This window comes from Pseudolysinimonas sp. 10J20-29, assembly GCF_055809595.1.
The window spans coordinates 1,341,819-1,357,766 of sequence record NZ_CM147917.1; the positions used below are offsets into that span (position 1 = coordinate 1,341,819).

The 15,948-nt window shown below is 68.8% G+C and carries 15 protein-coding genes; 1 reads left to right on the forward strand and 14 read right to left on the reverse strand.

Going from position 1 to position 15,948, the window contains the following annotated elements:
* Positions 1-389: 389 nt before the first annotated feature.
* The 6 genes from AC0L6Y_RS06515 to AC0L6Y_RS06540 all read right to left on the reverse strand — a co-directional run bounded on the left by AC0L6Y_RS06515 (position 390) and on the right by AC0L6Y_RS06540 (position 5,841).
* Entirely contained in the window at positions 390-809 is a 420-nt protein-coding gene (locus AC0L6Y_RS06515) for a GNAT family N-acetyltransferase (RefSeq protein ID WP_473549727.1), read from the reverse strand.
* Positions 810-815: 6 nt separating this feature from the next.
* Positions 816-1,277, reverse strand: coding sequence for a cytochrome c oxidase subunit 4 (locus AC0L6Y_RS06520; RefSeq protein WP_473549731.1), 462 nt, complete (start codon positions 1,275-1,277; stop codon positions 816-818).
* 3 nt (positions 1,278-1,280) lie between these two features.
* Positions 1,281-3,002, reverse strand: coding sequence for an aa3-type cytochrome oxidase subunit I (ctaD, locus tag AC0L6Y_RS06525; protein ID WP_473549735.1), 1,722 nt, complete (start codon positions 3,000-3,002; stop codon positions 1,281-1,283).
* Positions 3,002-3,817, reverse strand: a complete 816-nt coding sequence (ctaC, locus tag AC0L6Y_RS06530; protein WP_473549738.1) for an aa3-type cytochrome oxidase subunit II — start codon at positions 3,815-3,817, stop codon at positions 3,002-3,004. Before ctaC ends, ctaD begins: the two co-directional genes overlap by 1 nt.
* Before the next feature lie 202 nt (positions 3,818-4,019).
* Positions 4,020-4,409 carry a HesB/IscA family protein gene (locus AC0L6Y_RS06535; RefSeq protein ID WP_473549742.1) on the reverse strand — a complete coding sequence of 130 codons (390 nt, stop codon included), beginning with the start codon at positions 4,407-4,409 and terminating at the stop codon, positions 4,020-4,022.
* A 10-nt stretch (positions 4,410-4,419) separates the two neighbouring features.
* Positions 4,420-5,841 (reverse strand): M20/M25/M40 family metallo-hydrolase, encoded by a 1,422-nt coding sequence (locus AC0L6Y_RS06540; protein WP_473549745.1) that lies wholly within the window; start codon positions 5,839-5,841, stop codon positions 4,420-4,422.
* Between the two features lie 42 nt (positions 5,842-5,883).
* On the opposite strand from AC0L6Y_RS06540, the gene AC0L6Y_RS06545 reads away from it, so the two are divergent.
* Positions 5,884-6,447: a DUF3043 domain-containing protein gene (locus AC0L6Y_RS06545; protein WP_473549748.1), complete on the forward strand. Its 564-nt coding sequence runs from the start codon at positions 5,884-5,886 to the stop codon at positions 6,445-6,447.
* A gap of 21 nt (positions 6,448-6,468) precedes the next feature.
* Here the strand turns inward: AC0L6Y_RS06545 and AC0L6Y_RS06550 are convergent, their stop codons facing one another.
* From AC0L6Y_RS06550 to AC0L6Y_RS06585, 8 genes are all read right to left on the reverse strand, one after another.
* Entirely contained in the window at positions 6,469-7,497 is a 1,029-nt protein-coding gene (locus AC0L6Y_RS06550) for a quinone-dependent dihydroorotate dehydrogenase (RefSeq protein WP_473549753.1), read from the reverse strand.
* Between the two features lie 12 nt (positions 7,498-7,509).
* On the reverse strand, positions 7,510-8,028 hold the full coding sequence (nrdR, locus tag AC0L6Y_RS06555) for a transcriptional regulator NrdR (RefSeq protein WP_473549757.1): 519 nt from the start codon (positions 8,026-8,028) through the stop codon (positions 7,510-7,512).
* A 31-nt stretch (positions 8,029-8,059) separates the two neighbouring features.
* Entirely contained in the window at positions 8,060-8,488 is a 429-nt protein-coding gene (locus tag AC0L6Y_RS06560) for a DUF1801 domain-containing protein (RefSeq protein ID WP_473549759.1), read from the reverse strand.
* A gap of 13 nt (positions 8,489-8,501) precedes the next feature.
* Positions 8,502-9,809, reverse strand: coding sequence for a histidinol dehydrogenase (gene hisD, locus AC0L6Y_RS06565; protein ID WP_473549762.1), 1,308 nt, complete (start codon positions 9,807-9,809; stop codon positions 8,502-8,504).
* 24 nt (positions 9,810-9,833) lie between these two features.
* Entirely contained in the window at positions 9,834-13,298 is a 3,465-nt protein-coding gene (gene dnaE / locus AC0L6Y_RS06570; protein WP_473558330.1) for a DNA polymerase III subunit alpha, read from the reverse strand.
* A gap of 111 nt (positions 13,299-13,409) precedes the next feature.
* The gene (locus tag AC0L6Y_RS06575) at positions 13,410-14,333 is read right to left on the reverse strand and encodes an RluA family pseudouridine synthase (RefSeq protein WP_473549765.1); all 924 of its coding nucleotides are present in this window, start codon (positions 14,331-14,333) and stop codon (positions 13,410-13,412) included.
* Complete coding sequence (lspA, locus tag AC0L6Y_RS06580) at positions 14,330-14,860, reverse strand: signal peptidase II (RefSeq protein WP_473549770.1); 531 nt, start codon at positions 14,858-14,860, stop codon at positions 14,330-14,332. Before lspA ends, AC0L6Y_RS06575 begins: the two co-directional genes overlap by 4 nt.
* Before the next feature lie 61 nt (positions 14,861-14,921).
* Complete coding sequence (locus AC0L6Y_RS06585; RefSeq protein WP_473549771.1) at positions 14,922-15,800, reverse strand: DivIVA domain-containing protein; 879 nt, start codon at positions 15,798-15,800, stop codon at positions 14,922-14,924.
* Positions 15,801-15,948: the final 148 nt, after the last annotated feature.

Genomic DNA, 15,948 nt, shown 5'->3' on the forward strand with positions numbered 1-15,948 from the left:
ATCGCGAACAACGCCCGCGCGCTCCTCACGGAGCCGCGGGCGTTGTCGTCTGCGGGGCTCGGTCTCGCCGCCGGCGCGGACGTCCGCGTGCGCACGCCTCCGCCGGCGCTCCCCCGGCGCTCCGCCGGCACGCCCCGGGTGCAGCGACCCGGGTCGCTGGCAGCGCGACCCGTTGGCGCAGCGGCGACGCCGAGTCGCTGCTGCGCGACATGCGGCCGTTGACAGCGACGCCCGGGCGCGGGCGCGCCAATTGCACGTGGCCTCGACGGCACGCACTGCGAGATCACGGCTGCGGTCACAGCTGAGGTCAGCGGAGCACCCGCTTCCCGGACCAGCTCACTGAGCTCACTGCGCCGGAGGGCGAAGACCTGCGAGGCCTCGGCTGGAGCCTAGAAGAAACGCCGCATGTACTCGGCGCTCTCGTGGAAGCCGAGACGGTCGTAGAAGCCTCCCGCGCGCCGGCTCGCCACCGTGAGCTGGGTGACGCCCCGCTCGGCACAGGCGGCCTCCACGGCGCGCACGAGCGCGGTGCCGTGGTCGCGACCCCGCGCCTGCTCGTCGACGACGATCTCCTGCAGCTGGGCCGACGGGCCGTTGGTGGACAGCAGCGGCACGACGGTCGTCAGCGCGTAGCCCTCGACGTCCCCCTCGTCGCCGACGGCGACCAGCAGGATGACCGGATCCTCACCCGAGAAATAGCGATCCCAGGTCTGGTCGAACGCGCCGCGTTCCAGCGGAATGGCGTGCGACAGCTGACCGACGAGCCGAAAGACGGACTCGCGGTCTTCGTTGACAGCGACGCGGATCATGGGGTCCTAGCGCGCGAAGTTTCCGCGGTAGTACTCGTAGTTCCAGCCGACGATGCCGATCACGGCGATCGGGCCGCCGATGAGAGCGATCCAGACGCCCACGGCAAGCCCGAGGAACACCATCGCCACACCAACCGACAGCACCAGCGGCCACCAGCTCCACGGGCTGAAGTGACCCATCTCGGGGTCGGCGTCGTCGATGAGAGCGTCGTCGCGGTCTTCCGGCAGCTCGCCGCCCGTCGACTTGCGAAGAAGACCCACGTAGAAGCCCAGGAACGTCGCCAGGATCGACGACAAGGTGAGCGCCACCGTTCCCACCCACTCGGGCTGGGCGGCAAGCTCGGCGTTCGTGCCGGGGCCGACGATCTGCGGAGCCGCGGCATCCGCCATCGTCCACAGGGCGTAGATGACCGCCGAGATGCCGAAGAACAGGCTCAGCAGCCAGAAGATCGCGTAATTGGCGCGCATGGGTTACTTGACCTTCCCGTCAGCAACGTCGATCACCGGGGCGTCGGGGGCATCCTTACCCGGTCCGACACCGAAAGCCACACCCACCTCGGGGTGGTGCAGGTCGAACGCCGGCGACTCCGAACGGATGCGCGGGATCGAGGTGAAGTTGTGGCGCGGCGGCGGGCACGAGGTCGCCCACTCGAGCGACCGCGAGTTGCCCCACGGGTCGTCGACGGTGACCTTCGGCGCCTTGCGGGCCGTGATCCACACGTTGTAGGCGAACGGCAGCACCGACGCGGCGAGCAGGAACGCGCCGATCGTCGAGACCTCGTTCATCCAGGTGAATCCATCCTCGGGCAGATACGACGCATAGCGACGCGGCATACCTTCAACACCAAGCCAGTGCTGAACGAGGAAGGTCGTGTGGAAGCCGATGAACAGCAGCCAGAAGTGGATCTTGCCGAGGCGCTCGTTGAGCATCTTGCCCGTCCACTTCGGCCACCAGAAGTAGAAGCCGCTGAACATGGCGAACACGACCGTGCCGAAGACGACGTAGTGGAAGTGCGCGACAACGAAGTAGGAGTCCGAGACGTGGAAGTCGAGCGGCGGGCTCGCGAGGATCACGCCCGTCAGACCACCGAACGTGAACGTGACGAGGAAGCCCAGCGCCCAGATCATCGGGGTCTCGTAGGTCACGGAGCCGCGCCACATCGTGCCGACCCAGTTGAAGATCTTCACACCCGTCGGCACCGCGATGAGCATCGTCATCAGGGCGAACCAGGGCAGAAGAACCGAACCGGTGACGTACATGTGGTGCGCCCAGACGGTGACCGACAGCGCCGCGATGGCGATCGTCGCGTAGACGAGCGTCTTGTAGCCGAAGATCGGCTTGCGGCTGAAGACCGGGAGGACCTCACTCACGATGCCGAAGAACGGCAGCGCGATGATGTACACCTCGGGGTGTCCGAAGAACCAGAAAAGGTGCTGCCAGAGGATCGTTCCGCCGTTCGCGGGATCCAGCAGATGGGACTCGAAGACGCGGTCGGCGCCGAGGGCGAAGAGCCCCGCCGCGAGAACCGGGAACGCGAGGAGCACCAGGATCGAGGTGACGAGGGTGTTCCAGGTGAAGATCGGCATCCGGAACATCGTCATGCCGGGGGCGCGCATCGTGATGATCGTGGTGATGAAGTTGACGGCACCGAGGATCGTTCCGAAACCGCTGAGCGCGAGACCGAAGACCCAGAGGTTTCCGCCGAGACCCGGGCTGAAGGTCGTGCTCGACAGCGGCGTGTACGCCGTCCAACCGAAGCCCGCCGCGCCCTGCGGGGTGAAGAATCCGGCGACCGCGATGAGCGAGCCGAAGCTGTAGAACCAGTACGCGAGCGCGTTCAGTCGCGGGAACGCCACGTCGGGCGCGCCGATCTGCAGCGGCATCACGACGTTGGCGAAGCCGGCGAACAGCGGCGTCGCGAACATCAGCAGCATGATCGTGCCGTGCATGGTGAACAGCTGGTTGTACTGCTCGTTCGACTGCACCAGGTCGACGCCGGGCGTGAAGAGCTCGGCGCGGATGACGAGCGCGAGCACGCCGCCGATCAGGAAGTAGATGAACGAGGTGATCAGGTACAGGTACCCGATCGTCTTGTGGTCCGTGGTGGTGATCCACTTGACGAAGACGTTGCCCTTGCGCTCAGCAGAAGGCGTGCCGACCGTCGACGTCGGAGTTGCGGTCGCGGTGCTCATCAGGACTCGTCCTCGCTCGTTCCGCCGGTGCCCGGCAGGTTCTGGTTGACGTTCTGGTCGGCCCCGAGGCGGCCCTCGAAGCCGGCATCGCGGAGCGACTCGATATACGCGTCGTACTCGGCCTGCGACACGACCTTCACCTGGAAGAGCATGTCGGCGTGATACTCACCGCAGAGCTCGGCGCACTTGCCGGCGTACGTGCCCTCCTTCTCGGGGACGAAGTACATGTAGTTCGTCTTGGCCGGGATCATGTCCTTCTTGTAGAGGAAGTCGATGACCCAGAAGGAGTGCGCGACGTCGCGCGACTCGATGTTGAGCTGCACCTTCTGGCCGACCGGCAGGTACAGCGTCGGAAGCTGCGACTCGTCGAGGCTGCCGTCCAGGTTCAGGCGGTCCTGCGCCTGGATTCCGGGCGAGTACACGTCCTCGTCGAGGTAGTTGAAGTCCCAGGCCCAGCGCTTGCCGTAGACCTCGATCTGAACGTCGGGGTCGCCCGGGTCGGTCTCGATCGAGACCTGCTCGCGCACCGTGAAGGCGAAGAAGCCGAGCACGAGGATGAGCGGAACGACGGTGAAGAAGATCTCGATCGGCATGTTGTAGCGCAGCTGCGCCGGCATGCCGGTCTGCCCCTTGCGGCGACGGTAGGCCACGGCCGCCCAGATGATGAGCGCCCAGGTGATCAGACCGACGACGAGGAGCACGATCCAGGAGTTCACCCAGAGGTTGATGATTCCCTCGGTGTGGTTCGTGACATCAGGACCGCCGGGCAGAAAGCCCTGGACCTGTTCCTGCGTACATCCGGCGAGTACCAGCATTGCGGCACCCCCGATGGGCAGTGCGGCCCAGCGGGCCAGACGGGGTCGGCCAAGCCGACGCGGGGAGCGATGGGAGCGCACCTGGAACCTCTCGGAATTGCGACGCATGTTCGAAGTCATCCTAGCAATGCGACGGGCCCCGAACTTTCCGTCCGGGGCCCGTGGCGCGTCATTTATCGCGCTTCTTTCGCGCGAAAGCCGATCAGTGGAAGCTGTCTCCGCAGGCGCAGCTGCCCGAAGCGTTGGGGTTGTCGATCGTGAAGCCCTGCTTCTGGATCGAGTCCTCGAAATCGATCGAGGCTCCGTCGAGGTAGGGCACGCTCATCTTGTCGACGACCACCTCGACGCCGTCGAAGTCGCGCGTCGCGTCGCCGTCGAGCAGGCGCTCGTCGAAGTAGAGCTGGTAGATCAGGCCCGAGCAGCCCCCGGGCTGAACGGCCACGCGCAGCCGCAGGTCGTCGCGACCCTCCTGCTCGAGCAGGGCGCGCACCTTGGTGGCGGCCACGTCGGTGAGGGCGACGCCGTGAGCCGACGGCTCGGCGTCATTCGTCGCAGCAGCGGTCGTCGTGTCGGCGGTCGTCGTGTCGGTCATGGGCGCCATTCTACGCGGCGTCGCTGGCCGAGCGCTGATCCAAGCGCGAGAGCAGCAGCGCCTCGGCCAGGATCGCGCGACGGAAGGTCGGCATGTGCAGCGACTCATTGGGGCTGTGCGCGCGCGAGTCCGGATCCTCGACGCCGGTCACCAGGATCTGCGCCTCCGGGAACACCTCCACCAGTTCGGCGATGAACGGAATCGATCCGCCCACGCCCATCTGCACGGGCTCGACCCCGTAGGCCTCCTCCATCACCTCGAGCGCATCGGCGACCGCCCAGCCGCTGGTGTCGACGAGGAACGGCTCGCCGCCCTCGATCTCTCCGAACTCGAGCTTCGCGCCGAACGCGGCGTTCGCCTGCAGATGCGCGATGAGCGCCTCGCGCGCCTCCGCCACGCTCTGGCCCGGCGCGACCCGGGCGCTCACGCGCACCCGCACCGAGGGAACGAGCGTGTTCGAGGCGTTGCGCACCGTCGGCGCGTCGATTCCGGTGACCGTGATCGACGGCTGATCCCAAATGCGCGACAGGATCGTGCCGGTGCCGACCGGCTGTGCGCCCTCGAGCAGTCCGGTCTCGGTGCGCAGGCGCGCCTCGTCGTAGTCGGGCGTTGCGGCCTCGCGGCTGCGCAGCCCCGGCACGGCGACCGAGCCGTTCTCGTCCCACAGCGAGTCGAGCGTGCGGATCGCCGCGAGCATCGCGTCGGGCACCGCTCCCCCGAACATGCCCGAGTGCGAGGCGTGGTCGAGGGTCGTCACGGTCAGGTTGAAGAAGACGGCGCCGCGCAGTCCGACGGTGAGCGCCGGGGTGTCGAGATCCCAGTTCCCCGAGTCGGCGACGATGATCACGTCGGCGGAGAGCGCGTCCCGGTGCTCGGCGAGGAAGGTGGAGAACGAGGGCGAGCCGAACTCCTCCTCGCCCTCGACGAACAGCACGAGACCGAGGTCGAGGTCGGCGCCGCTCGCCGCGGTGAGGGCGCGGATCGCCGCGAGGTGACTGAGCACCCCGGCCTTGTCATCGGCGGCGCCGCGGGCGTAGAGGCGGTCGCCGCGCAGGGTCGGCTCGAACGGCTCCGAGTCCCAGACCTCCGGGTCGCCCTCGGGCTGCACGTCGTGGTGCGCGTAGAGCATCACCGTCGGACGGCCGTTCCGCGCCGCCCGAGTGGCGAGCACGGCCGGCTTGCCCCGCCGGTCGGTTCCCGGAATCGGAGCATCGAAGACGTCGACCTCATCGAAGACGCCGGTCTCGCGCGCCAGCTCGGCGACCCGCGCCGCGCTGCGTCGGACGTGCTCGGCATCGAAGCCGTCCCAGGAGACGGAGGGAATGCGCACCAGATCGGAGAGCTCGGCGATCGCGCGCGGAAGGCCGGCATCCACCGCCTCGCGCAGAGCGTCGGCGGGCGAAGCGGCGGGTGCGGAGGAGTCGGAAGCCATGCGGCTAATCTTAAGCAGACCCCGAGAGCAAGGAACCCCCCCGTGGCCAAGACCCCGCAGACCCCGCAAGAGGACGACGACGAGTTCGCCGTCGGCAAGGGGCGCCCGACGCCCACGCGTGCGGAGCGCGAAGCGGCTCGCAAGCGTCCCCTCGTGCCCAACGACCGCCGCGCCGCCTCCAAGGAGCGCCGCGAGCGTCTCAACGCCCAGCGCGAGCGCGCCCGCGTCGGCATGGCCAACGGCGAGGAGCGCTTCCTGCCCGCGCGCGACAAGGGACCGCAGAAGAAGTTCGTGCGCGACTACGTCGATGCGCGGTTCAGCGCGGGCGAGATCATGCTGCCGCTGGTGGCCCTGTTCCTGGTGATCTCGTTCATCCCCTACGAGGGCGTTGCCGAGTACGGCATCCTCGCCGTGTGGGCGTTCTTCTTCCTGGTCATCATCGACAGCGTGCTGATGGGCATGCGCCTCAAGAAGCGTCTCGGCGAGAAGTTCGGCGAGAGCAAGGTCGAGAAGGGCTTCCGCTGGTACGCCGCCATGCGCGCCCTGCAGATGCGCCCGCTGCGCCTCCCGAAGCCGCAGGTCAAGCGCGGTGACGAGCTCAAGTAGGGCTCGAGCAATCGCGCGACGTCAGTCGAAGGTCGCGATCAGCTCACGCGTGATCTGCCGCGCCCACAGCGGGCCGCGGTAGAGGAATCCGGTGTAGCCCTGCACCAGCGTCGCGCCCGCGTCGAGTCGTTCGCGAACGTCGCGACCGGTCTCGACGCCGCCGACCGAGATGAGGCAGCGGTCCGCCGGGAGCGCCGCCCGCACGATGCGCAGCACCTCGAGCGAGCGCGCCGCGAGCGGTGCGCCGGAGAGTCCACCCGCGCCGATCTCGGTGATGCGCGCCGGATCGGCGACGAGGCCCTCACGCGAGAGGGTCGTGTTGGTCGCGATCACCCCGGCCAGGTCGAGTTCGACGCTCAGCTCGGCGATGCGGCGAGCCTGCTCGTCGGTCACGTCGGGCGCGATCTTCACCAGCACCGGGGTCTCCCCCGCGGCCGAGCGCACCTCGGTGAGAAGCGGCGCGAGCTGATCCAGCTCCTGCAGCCCGCGAAGACCGGGCGTGTTCGGTGAGCTGACGTTCACGACGAGATAGTCGGCGCGCGGCGCGAGGATGCGCGTGCTCTCCAGGTAGTCGGCCGTCGCGTTCTCCACCTCGACGATGCGCGACTTGCCGATGTTGACGCCGATCACCGGACGGCGCCGGCGACGCCGTTCGCGATCGAGCCGGGGCGCGGCGGCCGCCGCCCCGCCGTTGTTGAAGCCCATCCGGTTGATGACGGCGCGGTCGGGAATGAGACGGAACAGGCGCGGCTTCGGGTTGCCGGGCTGCGCGTGCGCGGTGAGGGTGCCGACCTCGACGTGGCCGAATCCGAGCTGGCCCAGACCGCGGATCCCGCGGGCGTCCTTGTCGAAGCCGGCGGCGAGTCCGAACGGCGTATCGAACTCGAGTCCCAGCGTCTGCACGCGCAGACGCGGGTCGCGGGGACCGGTGCGCGACAGCAGCGCGCCGAGCCCCACGAAGGGCAGCGCGCGGATCACCACGAAGGCGAGGTGGTGGGCGAATTCGGGGTCGAGGCGCGCGAGAACAACGCGGAAGAGAGTGCGGTACATACCGCTCTCAGGTTATCGCTGTTCGGTGCCCGCCGACGCGCTCGCGGCGCCGTCGGCCGGCGTGCCGTCCGGCTGCTGGGAGCTGGCGCGCTCGACGCGCAGCAGCGTGATCGCCGTCTCGAAGTCGTCGAGCGAGTCGAAGGCCTGGTAGACGCTCGCGAACCGCAGGTAGGCGACCTCGTCGAGCTCGCGCAGCGGCGGAAGCGTCGCCAGCCCGATGTCGTTCGCATCGACCTGCGAGACACCCGTCGCACGGATCGTCTCCTCGACCGTCTGGGCCAGCAGGGCGAGCTGCGCGTCGGTGACCGGGCGACCCTGGCACGCCTTGCGCACGCCCACGACGATCTTGTCGCGGCTGAACGGCTCGATGATGCCGCTGCGCTTGACCACGCTCAGGCTCGCCGTCTCGGTCGTCGTGAACCGACCGCCGCACTCCGGGCACTGCCGACGGCGGCGGATCGCGAGCCCGTCATCGCTCGTGCGGGAGTCGATGACGCGACTGTCGGGGTGACGGCAGAAAGGGCAGAACATGGTGCGGCAAGGATAAGCCCCGCGCCCAGCCTTAGCTGGGAGCCACTCCGCTCCAGCCTCCGTTCGCCGACCACGCGGCCTGCACCGCCTCGCGGAGGACCTCACGGTCGACGTCGTCCAGCTTGTTCACGTAGACGCAGGACACGGTCTGCTGGTGCTTGCCGAGCCGAGCGAGCAGGTCGCTGGCCCCGTCCCACTCGGTGAAGCCGTACAGAGCGAACTTTCCGCGGCGCGGAGCGAAGCCGATGACGAAGGCATCGCCCTCGTGGCCCGACTCGTAGCGGTAGTGCACGGCGCCGAAGCCGACCATGGTGGGGCCCCACATCCGCGGCGGCTCGCCCGTCACTTCCGCCATCAACTCGAGAAGCAGCTCCGATTCGGCGCGCTGGCGCGGGTGGTCGAGCGAGGCGATGAACTCCCTCGGGTCGACATCCGTCACTCCGGTCTTGTTCACCGCCACGTGTGCTCCTCGGCTACTCGGCGAAGCGCGCGTCGACGGCGTCGCCGTGCGCGGGCAGGTGCTCGGCGTCGCTGAGGTTGCGGATCAGCGGCGCCACCTCCTGAAGGCCCTCGTGCGTGTAGCGGATGATCTGCTGCGACCGCAGGAACGTCGAGGCGCCCAGGCCCGCCGAGAAGCGCGACTGGCCGCCCGTCGGCAGCACGTGGTTCGACCCGGCCAGGTAGTCCCCCAGGCTCACCGGGGAATCCGCGCCCAGGAAGATGGCTCCGGCGTTGGTGATCGAATCGAGGGTCTCGCCGAGGCTCGCGGTGTGGATCTCGAGGTGCTCGGGACCGTAGGCGTTGCTGACGGCGGCCGCGGCCGAGAGGTCGTCGACCAGGACGATCGCCGACTGGGGCCCGGCGAGGGCCTCCGCGACGCGCTCGGCGTGACGCGTGGACGGGGCCTGCGCGGCGAGCTCGGCCCGCACGCGGTCGGCGAGCTCCTCCGAGTCGGTGACCAGCACGGCGGCGGCGATCTCGTCGTGCTCGGCCTGGCTGATCAGGTCGGCGGCGACGAGGCGCGCATCCGCGTGCTCGTCCGCGATGATCAGGATCTCGGTGGGGCCCGCCTCGGAGTCGATGCCGACGACCCCGCGCACGAGGCGCTTGGCGGCGGCCACGTAGACGTTGCCCGGTCCGGTGATCAGATCCACCGGGTCGAGCGCGACATCGGCGACGCCGTAGGCGAAGGCGCCGATCGCACCGGCGCCGCCCATCGCGTAGACCTCTTCGACGCCGAGGAGTCCGCACGCGCCCAGGATGACGGGGTGCACCTCGCCGTTGAACTCGGCCTGCGGCGGCGACGCGACCACGACCGAGCGCACACCCGCCACCTGCGCGGGCACGACGTTCATGACCACGCTCGAGGGGTAGACGGCCTTGCCGCCGGGAACGTAGAGCCCGACACGGGTCACCGGCTGCCAGCGCTGGATGACCTCGGCCCCCGGACCGAGCGCCGTCACCGCGGCGGCGGGCACCTGCGCCTGGCTGGCGACGCGCACGCGCGCGATGGCCTCCTCGATCGCGGCGCGGACGGCCGGGTCGAGCGCGACGACGGCGGCGGTGATCCGCGCCGGGTCGACGCGGATGCTGTCCGGCTCCGCGCGGTCGAAACGGCTGGCCTGCTCGCGCAGCGCCGCCTCACCGCGGTCCCGGACATCGGAGATGAGCGCTGCGGCGGCCTCGCTCGCGACGGCGACGTCGACGCGCGCACGCGGGACGAGGTCGGCGAGTTCGGCACGGGAGGGGTGGCGACCGCGGAGGTCGAGGGTCTGAATCATGGCTCGACCATGCTAGTCGCCTTGTCAGACGACGCAGTTGGGTCCGAGCAGTCCCTTGAGCTCGCCGTACAGGTCGGCCGTGACCGTGACCGGGTACGGGATCTCGAACATGCGCGCGTTGTCGCCGCGCACCAGGCGCAGCCGCACCTCGTTGTCGCCGGCGTGCCGGATCAGCACGTCGTTGAGCTTCGAGACGACCTCGGTGGTCGCCCGCGTCTCCGGCACGGAGATGACGAGCGGGCCGGAGCCGAGGCTCTGCCCGATCTCGGGCTGGAACAGCGAGACGGCGTGCAGGTTCATGCCGTCATCGCGCACGCTCACGCGACCGCGCACGACGACGATCGAGTCGCCGACGAGGGCGGGAGAGAACTCCTGATACGTCTTGCCCAGGAACATGACCGTGATCTCGCCGCTGAAGTCCTCGAGCTGGATGATGCCGTACTGGTTGCCCGAGTTGCGGGCGGTGCGGTGCTGAACGCTCGTCACGAGTCCGGCGACCGTCACCGTCTCGCCGTCCATCGGCGCGTCGGCGTCGAGGAGCTCCGCGATCGTCGTGCTGGCGTGGCGGGCGAGCTGGTTCTCGAGACCGGCGAGCGGGTGGTCGCTCACGTAGAGCCCCAGCATCTCGCGCTCGAACGCGAGCTTGTCGCGCTTGGTCCACTCGGGCCGCTCGGGCACCGCCTGCACCGCGTGCTCGGGCTCGTCCCACAGGCTGTCGAAGTCGAAGCCGACCTGCCCGTTGGCGGCGGCCCGCTTCTCGCTGACCGCCTGCTCGACGGCCGACTCGTGGATCTCGATCAGCGCGCGTCTCGTCGATCCGAGCGAGTCGAATGCCCCGGCCTTGATGAGCGACTCGACCGTGCGCTTGTTCGCGGCGGCGAGCGGGATCTTGCGCAGGAAGTCGTGGAAGCTCGCGAACGCCCCCTCGCGCTCGCGCGCGGCCTTGATGTGCTCGACGACGCCGAAGCCGACATTGCGCACCGCGCCCATGCCGAAGCGGATGTCGTCGCCGACGGCCGCGAAGTATCCGATCGACTCGTTGACGTCGGGCGCCAGCACGTTGATCTTCATGCGGCGGCACTCGTTGAGGTAGATCGCGAGCTTGTCGCGGGCGTCGCCGACGCTCGTGAGCAGCGCCGCCATGTACTCGGCCGGGTAGTGCGCCTTCAGATAGGCGGTCCAGTAGCTCAAGACGCCGTACGCGGCCGAGTGCGCCTTGTTGAAGGCGTAGTCGGAGAACGGCAGCAGGATGTCCCAGAGCGTCTTGATGGCGGCCGGCGAGTAGCCGTTCGCGATCATGCCGGCGCTGAAGCCCTCGTACTGCTTGTCGAGCTCGGACTTCTTCTTCTTGCCCATCGCGCGTCGCAGGATGTCGGCCTGACCGAGGGAGAAGCCGGCGACGCGCTGCGCGATCGCCATGACCTGCTCCTGGTAGATGATCAGTCCGTAGCTGGCGTCGAGGATGTCGGCGAGCGGTGCGGCGAGCTCCGGGTGGATCGGAGTGATCTCCTGCTGGCCGTTCTTGCGCAGCGCGTAGTTGGTGTGCGAGTTCGCCCCCATGGGGCCGGGCCGGTAGAGCGCGATGACGGCCGAGATGTCTTCGAAGTTGTCCGGCTTCATCAGGCGCAGCAGCGACCGCATCGGTCCGCCGTCGAGCTGGAAGACGCCGAGCGTGTCGCCGCGCCCGAGCAGCTCGTAGGCGGCGCGGTCGTCGAGCTCCAGCTCTTCGAGCACCGGCCGGAAGCCGCGGTTCGCCTCGATGTTGTCGAGGGCGTCGTCGATGATCGTGAGGTTGCGAAGCCCCAGGAAGTCCATCTTGATCAGCCCGAGCGCCTCGGCGGCCGGGTAGTCGAACTGGGTGACGATCTGGCCGTCCTGCTCCCGCTTCATGATCGGGATGATGTCGATGAGCGGTTCGCTCGACATGATGACGCCGGCCGCGTGCACGCCCCACTGCCGCTTCAGACCCTCGAGGCCGCGCGCCGTCTCGAACACGCGTCGCGCATCCGGATCGGAGTCGATCACGGCGCGGATGTCGCCGGCCTCCTTGTAGCGCTCGTGGTTCTTGTCGTAGATGCCGGACAGCGGGATGTCCTTGCCCATGACGGCCGCGGGCATCGCCTTGGTGAGCTTCTCCCCCATGCCGAACGGGAAGCCGAGCACACGGCTGGAGTCCTTGAGCGCCTGCTTGGCCTTGATGGTGCCGTAGGTGACGATCTGGGCGACGCGCTCGTCGCCGTACTTCTCGGTGACGTAGCGGATGACCTCGCCGCGACGACGCTCGTCGAAGTCGACATCGAAGTCGGGCATCGAGACGCGGTCCGGGTTCAGGAACCGCTCGAAGATCAGTCCGTGCATCAGCGGGTCGAGATCGGTGATCCGCATCGCGTAGGCGGCCATCGATCCGGCACCGGAGCCACGGCCGGGGCCGACGCGGATGCCGTTCTCCTTCGCCCAGTTGATGAAGTCGGCGACGACCAGGAAGTAGCCGGGGAAGCCCATCTGGAGGATGACGCCGACCTCGTAGTCGGCCTGCTTGCGCACCGCGTCGGGGATGCCCGCCGGGTAGCGATAGTGCAGGCCCTTCTCGACCTCGGCGGTGAACCAGGAGTCCTCGGTGTGCCCCTCGGGGACCGGGAAGCGCGGCATGAAGTTCGCCGAGGTGTTGAACTCGACCTCGCAGCGCTCGGCGATCAGCAGTGTGTTGTCGCACGCCTCCGGATAGTCGCGGAAGAGCTGCCGCATCTGCGCCGGCGTCTTCAGATAGAACTCGTCGGCGTCGAACTTGAAGCGGTTCGGGTCGTCGAGGGTCGAACCCGACTGCACGCACAGCAGCGCCGCGTGCGCCCCCGAGTCGTGCGGGTGCGTGTAGTGCAGGTCGTTGGTGGCGACGAGCGGGAGACCGAGATCTTTCGAGAGCCGGATCAGATCCGACATGATGCGCTTCTCGATCCCGAGGCCGTGATCCATGATCTCGGCGAAGTAGTTCTCCTTGCCGAAGATGTCGCGGAACTCGGCGGCCGCCGCGACCGCCTCGCGATACTGGCCGAGCCGCAGCCTCGTCTGCACCTCGCCGCTCGGGCATCCGGTGGTCGCGATCAGGCCCTTGCCGTAGGTCTGCAGCAGTTCGCGGTCCATGCGGGGCTTGAAGTAGTAGCCCTCGATCGAGGCGAGGCTGGAGAGCCGGAACAGGTTGTGCATGCCGGCGGTGTTCTCGGCCAGCAGCGTCATGTGCGTGTAGGCGCCCGAGCCGGAGACATCGTCTCCGCCGCCGTTGCCCCAGCGCACTCGCGTCTTGTCGGTGCGATGGGTGCCCGGCGTCAGGTAGGCCTCGGTGCCGATGATCGGCTTCACGCCGGCGTCGCGCGCCTTGCTCCAGAAGTCGAACGCGCCGAAGTTGTTGCCGTGGTCGGTGATCGCGATGGCGGGCATCCCCTGCTCCGCGACGGCCGACATCAGGTCGGCGACGCGCGCTGCTCCGTCCAGCATCGAGTACTCGCTGTGAACGTGCAGGTGCACGAAGGAATCGCTGTCAGACACGCGCTCTCCGGTCGATGGGACGGGGACTCCCCCAGGGTAAACCGCCGCGCGGCATCCGGCTCAGTCGGCGCGCAAGAGATCGAGCGCGTGCTGCAGATCCGGCGGGTAGACCGATTCGAACTCGACCGGCTCGTTCGTCGCGGGGTGCCGGAAGCCGAGGCGCATGGCGTGCAGCCACTGCCTCGTCAGCCCGAGGCGGGCTGCGAGAGTCGGGTCGCCGCCGTAGAGCGGGTCACCCACGCACGGGTGCTTCTGGGCCGCCATGTGCACGCGGATCTGGTGGGTTCGCCCCGTCTCGAGGTGCACCTCCAGGAGGGTGGCGCGACGCATCGCCTCGAGCGTGTCGTAGTGCGTGACGCTCGGCTTGCCGTCGGCCGTGACGGCGAACTTCCAGCCGGCGCTCGGGTGGCGGCCGATCGGCGCGTCGATGGTGCCGGAGAACGGATCGGGATGGCCCTGAACGACCGCGTGGTAGATCTTGGAGACCTCGCGGTCGTGGAAGGCGCGCTTCAGCCCGGCGTAGGCCCGCTCGCTCTTGGCGACGACCATCAGCCCGCTGGTGCCGACGTCGAGCCGGTGGACAATGCCGGCGCGCTCGGCGGCGCCCGAGGTCGAGATGCGGAACCCCGCGTCGGCGAGAGCGCCGAGCACGGTGGGGCCGTCCCACCCGACGGAGGGATGCGCCGCCACGCCGACGGGCTTGTCGATCACCACGATGTGGTCATCGTCGAACACGATGCGGAAGTCGGGAACGCGCACCGGGACGATGCGCGGCTCGGTCTTCGGCGTCCACTCGACCGTGAGCCAGGCGCCCGCCCGGACGCGATCCGACTTGGCGACGACAGCGCCGTCCAGTTCGACGCCACCGGCCGCGACGACCTCTGAGGCGAAGGTGCGGGAGAAGCCGAGCAGCTTGGCGACGGCGGCGTCGACGCGCTCGCCGTCGAGCCCGTCCGGGACGGGGAGAGTGCGGCGCTCGGTCACGAGGCGGGCAGCGGCGGGTCGTCGCCGTCGGACGTCGAGTCCTTCGGGTGCGCCGGGGTGCGACGGCCGTCGAGGCCGACGCCGCGCAGCGAGAGCAGGATGAACAGCCCCATGCTGGAGACGATCGCGATGTCGGCGACGTTGAAGATCGCCGGGAAGTAGATCACCTGGATGAAGTCGATGACATGCCCCTCGCCGAAGCTCGGCTCGCGGGTGAGGCGATCGGTGAGGTTTCCGAAGGCGCCGCCGAGCACGAGCCCGAACATCACGGCCCACGCGAGCGAGCGGATGCGGGGAGCGAACCAGACGATCACGACCGTGACGCCCAGCGCCACCAGCGAGAGCACCCAGGTGAACCCGCTCGCGATCGAGAACGCCGCACCGGGGTTCTTGACGTAGTGGAACTGGAGGATCTCGCCGAGCACCGGCACGATCTCGTTGAGATCGAGGTTGGTGACGATCAGGTACTTCGTCAGCTGGTCGAGAGCCCAGACGACGAGCGCGACGAGACCGAGCAGCACGAGCACGCGAATGCTCGGACGCCGACGACCCGCAGGGGCGGGCCGTTCGGGCTCGATCTCGACCGGCTCAGTTGCCGCCAAAACCGGGGTACTCGGTGGGCTGCGGGTACGCGGCGTAGTCCGTCGACGGTGCCGGGTAGCCCTGCGGGGCGCTCGGAGCCTGCTGAGGCGCGGCGGGCTGCGCCGGGTAGCCCTGCTGCTGCTGCGTCGGCTGCTCCGGGTAGGTCTGCTGCGGAGCCGAGGGTCCCGTGTAGGCCGGGGCCGCGGGCTCGGCGTAGCCGGGCTGCGGCGCGGCCGGAGCGGCGGCGGCCTGCGGCTCGTTCGAGCCGTTCAGCGCGTTGCTGTTCTCGAGCTCGCGAAGCTGACCCTCGATGTAGCCCTTGAGCTTCTCGCGGTACTCGCGCTCGAAGATGCGGAGCTCTTCGACCTTGCGCTCGAGCATGGCCTGCTCCTGCTGGAGCTGGCCGATCTGCTCGCGCTGCGACTGCTCGGCCTCGGCCACGATGCGCGCAGCCTGGGCCTGGCCCTCGGCGACGAGCTGGTCGCGCTTCTCCATGCCTTCGCGCACGTGCTCCTCGTGGAGGCGACGCGCGAGCTGGAGGAGGTTGTTGGTGTTGCCCGGATCCATGGAGCTCGGCTCCATCGACTGCGCGAACTGCGGCTCGGGAACCGCGGTCGGCATCGGCGCGGCCATCGGCGCCGCGGCGGGTGCCGGAGCGACGGGTGCCGGTGCGGCCGGGGGTGCTCCGCCGGCGCGCTGAAGCTCGGCGATCTTGCTGTCGCTGGCGACGAGACGCTGGCGCAGCTCCTCGTTCTCCTGGTTCAGCCGACGAAGCTCGACGACGACCTCGTCCAGGAAGTCATCGACCTCATCCTGGTCGTAGCCCTCACGGAACTTCGTGGGTTGGAATCGCTTGTTGACCACGTCTTCCGGTGTGAGTGCCATGTGCGCCACCTCGTCCACTTTCCATCAAGGGGAGAACCCTCCCCGTTCGCGCTGCCCTAAAACTAGCAAGTTTCAGCCTCACCCAGAAGATGAGAGATCTCACGATCTCTGCCGCGCTCTCGCGCCGCCCCCGATCGTTCAGCCCAGC

Excerpts from the sequence above, each read along its gene's own strand:
- AC0L6Y_RS06515 (WP_473549727.1), bottom strand. The coding sequence starts at position 809 with ATGATCCGCGTCGCTGTCAACGAAGACCGCGAGTCCGTCTTTCGGCTC.
- AC0L6Y_RS06520 (WP_473549731.1), bottom strand. The coding sequence starts at position 1,277 with ATGCGCGCCAATTACGCGATCTTCTGGCTGCTGAGCCTGTTCTTCGGC.
- ctaD (WP_473549735.1), bottom strand. The coding sequence starts at position 3,002 with ATGAGCACCGCGACCGCAACTCCGACGTCGACGGTCGGCACGCCTTCT.
- ctaC (WP_473549738.1), bottom strand. The coding sequence starts at position 3,817 with ATGCTGGTACTCGCCGGATGTACGCAGGAACAGGTCCAGGGCTTTCTG.
- AC0L6Y_RS06535 (WP_473549742.1), bottom strand. The coding sequence starts at position 4,409 with ATGACCGACACGACGACCGCCGACACGACGACCGCTGCTGCGACGAAT.
- AC0L6Y_RS06540 (WP_473549745.1), bottom strand. The coding sequence starts at position 5,841 with ATGGCTTCCGACTCCTCCGCACCCGCCGCTTCGCCCGCCGACGCTCTG.
- AC0L6Y_RS06550 (WP_473549753.1), bottom strand. The coding sequence starts at position 7,497 with ATGTACCGCACTCTCTTCCGCGTTGTTCTCGCGCGCCTCGACCCCGAA.
- nrdR (WP_473549757.1), bottom strand. The coding sequence starts at position 8,028 with ATGTTCTGCCCTTTCTGCCGTCACCCCGACAGTCGCGTCATCGACTCC.
- hisD (WP_473549762.1), bottom strand. The coding sequence starts at position 9,809 with ATGATTCAGACCCTCGACCTCCGCGGTCGCCACCCCTCCCGTGCCGAA.
- dnaE (WP_473558330.1), bottom strand. The coding sequence starts at position 13,298 with ATGCTGGACGGAGCAGCGCGCGTCGCCGACCTGATGTCGGCCGTCGCG.
- AC0L6Y_RS06585 (WP_473549771.1), bottom strand. The coding sequence starts at position 15,800 with ATGGCACTCACACCGGAAGACGTGGTCAACAAGCGATTCCAACCCACG.